General features: G+C 73.4%; 3 protein-coding genes. 1 reads left to right on the top strand and 2 read right to left on the bottom strand.

Annotated features, from left to right (window positions below; all coding sequences use genetic code 11):
* Positions 1–148 precede the first annotated feature (148 nt).
* A complete protein-coding gene (topA, locus tag ACFV0G_RS34925) occupies positions 149–3016 on the bottom strand; it encodes a type I DNA topoisomerase (protein ID WP_380556658.1) in 2868 nt (955 codons plus the stop codon).
* Positions 3017–3558: 542 nt separating this feature from the next.
* Entirely contained in the window at positions 3559–4101 is a 543-nt protein-coding gene (locus ACFV0G_RS34920) for a hypothetical protein (protein ID WP_380556656.1), read from the bottom strand.
* 374 nt (positions 4102–4475) lie between these two features.
* Here ACFV0G_RS34920 and ACFV0G_RS34915 point away from each other — a divergent pair, with 374 nt between their 5' ends.
* Positions 4476–5087, top strand: coding sequence for a hypothetical protein (locus ACFV0G_RS34915; RefSeq protein ID WP_380556654.1), 612 nt, complete (start codon positions 4476–4478; stop codon positions 5085–5087).
* The last annotated feature ends 26 nt before the right edge of the window (positions 5088–5113 follow it).

Genomic DNA, 5113 nt, shown 5'->3' with positions numbered 1-5113 from the left:
CGCGGGGGGGCGGGCGGCGAGCGGGGGGCCCGGCGCGGGGGGCGCGCCTCGCGCCGCGGGGGGGGCCGGGCGCGCCGCCCGCCCCGGGGGGGGCCCGCCCCCGGCGGGCGTGTCCGTTCCGGCGCCGGTCCTGCCGACCGGCCCGGAGTCAGTCCTGGTCGGGGGAGGCCGCGGTCTTCTTCGCCGCGGTCTTCCGGGTGACCGTCTTCTTCGCCGCCGCGGTCTTGGTCGCGGTCGTCTTGGCCGCGGTGGTCTTGGCGGCGGCCGTCTTCTTGGTGGCGGTCTTCTTCGCCACCGTCTTCTTGGCCGCGGCCTTCTTCGCGGGCGCCTTCTTGGCCGCCTTCTTCACCGGGCCGCGGGCGCGCTTCTCGGCGAGCAGCTCGTAGCCGCGCTCCGGGGTGATGGTCTCGACGTCGTCGTCCTTGCGGAGCGTCGCATTGGTCTCGCCGTCGGTCACGTACGGGCCGAAGCGGCCGTCCTTGACCACCACGGGCCGCTCGCTGACCGGGTCGGTGCCGAGCTCCTTGAGCGGGGCGGCGGCAGCCGCGCGGCCGCGCTGCTTGGGCTGGGCGTAGATCGCCAGCGCCTCGTCGAGGGTGATGGCGAGCAGCTGGTCCTCGCTGGTGAGCGAGCGCGAGTCGGTGCCCCGCTTCAGGTACGGGCCGTAGCGGCCGTTCTGTGCGGTGATCTCGTTGCCCTCGGGGTCGGTGCCGACCACCCTGGGCAGCGAGAGCAGGCGCAGCGCGTCCTCCAGGGTGACGGTGTCGAGCGCCATCGTCTTGAAGAGGGAGGCCGTCCGCGGCTTGACCGCGTTCTTGCCGGTCTTCGGCGTGCCCTCGGGCAGCACCTCGGTGACGTACGGACCGTAGCGGCCGTCCTTGGCGACCAGCGGGTGGCCGCTCTCCGGGTCGGTGCCGAGCACCCGCTCGCCGCTGGGCTTGGCGAGCAGTTCCTCGGCGAGCTCGACGGTGAGCTCGTCCGGCGGCAGGTCGTCGGGGATGTCGGCGCGCTGCCCGGGCTCGCCCTCGACGGCCGCGGCCTTCTCCACGTACGGGCCGTAGCGGCCGACGCGCAGGGTGATCTCGTCGCTCAGCGGGAAGGAGCTGATCTCCCGGGCATCGATGGCGCCGAGGTCGGTGACGAGCTCCTTGAGGCCGCCGAGGTGGTCGCCGTCGCCGTTGCCGGCCTCGGCGGCACTGCCGGCGATGGCCGCGCCCTCGCCCTCACCGAAGTAGAAGCGCTTGAGCCACGGCACGGACTCGGCCTGGCCGGCCGCGATCCGGTCGAGGTCGTCCTCCATCTTGGCGGTGAAGTCGTAGTCGACCAGCCGGCCGAAGTGCTTCTCCAGCAGGTTCACTACGGCGAAGGAGAGGAAGGACGGGACGAGCGCCGTGCCCTTCTTGAAGACGTACTTGCGCGCGATGATCGTGTCGATGATCGAGGCGTAGGTGGACGGGCGGCCGATCTCCCGCTCCTCCAGCTCCTTGACCAGCGAGGCCTCGGTGTAGCGCGCCGGGGGCTTGGTGGAGTGGCCCTCGGCGGAGAGCCGGTCGGCGGCCAGCGGGTCGCCCTCGGAGACCTGCGGCAGCCGGCGCTCGCGGTCGTCGAGCTCGGCGTTGGGGTCGTCCGCGCCCTCGACGTAGGCCTTGAGGAAGCCGTGGAAGGTGATGATCTTGCCGGACGCGGAGAACTCGGCGTCCCGGCCGTCCGCGGAGCGGCCGCCGACCTTCACCGTCACCGACTGGCCGACCGCGTCCTTCATCTGCGACGCGACGGTGCGCATCCAGATCAGCTCGTACAGGCGGAAGTCGTCGCCGGCCAGGCCGGTCTCGGCGGGGGTGCGGAAACGGTCGCCGGAGGGGCGGATCGCCTCGTGCGCCTCCTGGGCGTTCTTGACCTTGGACGCGTAGACGCGCGGCGCGTCCGGCAGGTAGTCCGCCCCGTACAGCTGGGTGACCTGGGCCCGCGCGGCGGCGACGGCGGTCTCCGACAGCGTGGTGGAGTCGGTACGCATATAGGTGATGAAGCCGTTCTCGTACAGCTTCTGGGCCACCTGCATGGTCCGCTTCGCGCCGAAGCCGAGCTTGCGGCTGGCCTCCTGCTGGAGCGTGGTGGTGCGGAACGGCGCGTACGGCGAGCGGCGGTACGGCTTGGACTCGACGCTGCGGACGGCGAACGAGGTCTGCTCCAGCGCGGCGGCCAGCGCGCGGGCGGCCTGCTCGTCGAGGTGCAGCGTGTTGGCGGTCTTCAGCCGGCCGTCCGGGCCGAAGTCGCGGCCGGTCGCGATCCGCTTGCCGTCGACCGAGACCAGGCGGGCGCCGAAGTTCTCCGGGTTGGCGGCGTCCGCGGCGGCGCGGCCGGTGGAGAAGGTGGCGATCAGGTCCCAGTAGTGGGCGCTGGTGAACGCGATCCGCTCGCGCTCGCGCTCCACGACGAGCCGGGTCGCCACGGACTGCACGCGGCCCGCCGACAGCTTCGGCATGACCTTCTTCCACAGCACCGGGGAGACCTCGTAGCCGTAGAGGCGGTCGAGGATGCGGCGGGTCTCCTGGGCGTCGACCAGGCGCTGGTTGAGGTCGCGCGGGTTGCGCACGGCCTCCTGGATGGCGTCCTTGGTGATCTCGTGGAACACCATGCGGTGCACCGGGACCTTCGGCTTCAGCACCTCCTGCAGGTGCCAGGCGATCGCCTCGCCCTCGCGGTCCTCATCGGTGGCGAGGAAGAGCTCGTCGGACTCCTTCAGCAGCGACTTCAACTTGGTGACCTGGGACTTCTTGTCCGGGTTCACCACGTAGATCGGCGCGAAGTCGTGGTCGACGTCCACGCCCAGCCGGCGGACCTCGCCGGTGTACTCGTCGGGAACCTCGGCGGCGGTGCCGGGCAGGTCGCGGATGTGCCCGACGCTGGCCTCGACGATGTAGCCGGGGCCCAGGTAGCCCTTGATCGTCTTCGCCTTGGCCGGCGACTCGACAATGACGAGTCGCTTGCCGTGCGCGGTCTCGCTGCTCGGGGACACCTTCGCTCTTCTCTCCCGGTCGTCATGTGTGCTGGTGGCGCGGGCGGCGGAGAGGCGCTCCGCCCGTCCCTTCCGCCGTCCTGGGCTGTCGCTGCGCGACGACCCCACCAGCGGAGTGTGACCGTACCCTGGCCACCCTTGTCAAACGGACGGTTCCCGCTTTTTCACTTGCAAGGCCGACCTACGCCACTCGAACGGTAACCCGAGCACGTGTCCGCGCGCCCCGCGGAGGGGGTCCGAGAGCCGTGGAGCGGCCGGATCCGGGCGGCCCGCGGCCGACACGCGCGCCGTTCCAAGGGCGGGGCGGGAGTGCACTGCGGGACGGGAGGGAACGGGAAGCGGTCGCCCGGGCGGATGCACCGTGCCGGGCCGCGGACGGCCGGACGGAGGCGCGAGGCGGTGTGCTGTGGTGCGGTCGCCGCTGCCGGGGACGCGCGGGTCGGCGTGGCGCCGGCGACCGGACCTACGGGGCCGGACCGACGGGGCCGGACCGACCGGTCCGCGGGTGGCCGAAGCGGTCGGGCGGGCCGTTCAGGCCCTGGTCAGTCGGCCAGGACGGCGGTCAGCAGGGTCAGCCCGCCGGCCAGCGCGGTGGTGCCCAGCAGCGCCCAGAACACGTCGTTCACCAGCGTGGGCATCACCTCGGTGCCGGCCAGCACCACCCGGCTCGGGCGCCGCGCGTCGTACATCACCTGGACGACGGTGCCCGGCACCAGCCGGGCCGGCCGGCGCAGCGGCGTGGCGCCGCGCGGGCGCGCCAGGACGGCCCGGGACCGTGCGGGCCGCCTCCCGCCCGCGGCCGGGGTGCAGGCAGCGGGGGTGTGCACGGCCGAGGCCTCGACCGGCACCGGTTCGACGACTGCGGCCGGTGTGTAGGAGAGCAGCGGCGCGCTGTCGAGCTCGCCGAAGGTGTCGCCGTAGGGCTCGCCGTACGGGTCGCCGTCCGCCACCACGCACGCGGTCGCCGGAACGCCGTGCCGGCGCAGGTGGTGGCGAAGGCGCAACTCGGCGGCGCACCAGAGCAGCAACGCGCCGCCGAAGAGCGTCAGGATGCCGCCCGCCGCCACCGCCGTCGGTGTCTCCACCGTTCCCCACCCCTCTCCGCACCTGTCCACAGGCTGTGGACGGGAGCGTGACAGGCGGCGGACAACCCCGGACTGACGTTCGACGTACGCGGGGCAACATGCGAGGGGCGAGGAGGTTAACGAGACCGGTGCCGATCCGTTCCGCGCCTCCGAGCAGAGCACGCACCCCGCCGGGAACCGGCTGCCCACCCCGCGGGTCACGGCTCGGCCGCTTGCGTAACGGCTCCGCGCGCCGTGTCACAGCGCTGCTACGGGCGCAGCCGCACCCCCGGGGCCGGCGTGTACACAGGTACGGCACGCCCGCTGCACGCCGCACCGCCGCGCACCACCCGCTCGCCCGACCGATCTGTCAGACACCTTGGGGGGACCAAGCCATGTCCGCACGCCGCCTGCTAGCCACCGCCGCCCTGCTCGCCACCGCCACGCTCGCGGTCACCGCGTGCGACCCCAACAACCCGGGTGCCGACGCCCCGCCCGCGACGGCCGCCCCGAGCGCCTCCGCCTCTTCGTCCGCGCAGCCGACCGCGTCCGCCCAGCCGAGCGGCAAGCCGTCGGCGAAGCCCACCACGGCCCACAGCGGCAGCGCGAAGCCGACCGGGAAGGGCACGCCGACCGCCGACTGCACGACCGCGGCGCAGCACCCCGGGCACAAGGTCATCAACGTCACGGCGGCGACCGCCACGCAGGTCACGGCCACGCCGACCCGCTTCGTCTGCGGCCCGACCATCGACGACGACGGCTACTACCAGCCGATCGGCGGCACCGCCTCCTACACCTTCGCCCCCGGCGCCACCGCGGAGCTCTTCGTGCAGGGCGACGCCAGCGGTCCGCGGAGCGTGCCGCTGACGCAGTTCGCCAACCACGCCGGAGACTGCGCCCACCAGCGCCCGGTGCCGGAGCCGTACTCCTGCTTCGGCGGCAACTACGACATCACGGTGGACGGTTCGGGCCGCATCACCAAGATCAGCGAGCTCTACCACCCGTGACCTGCGGGGCCGCGGCGGGCCGGCGG

This window comes from Kitasatospora sp. NPDC059571 (genome assembly GCF_042735675.1).
GTDB lineage: Bacteria > Actinomycetota > Actinomycetes > Streptomycetales > Streptomycetaceae > Kitasatospora.
The sequence above is the reverse complement of the archived record's forward strand: the minus strand, read 5'-3'. Positions and strand labels throughout refer to the sequence as shown.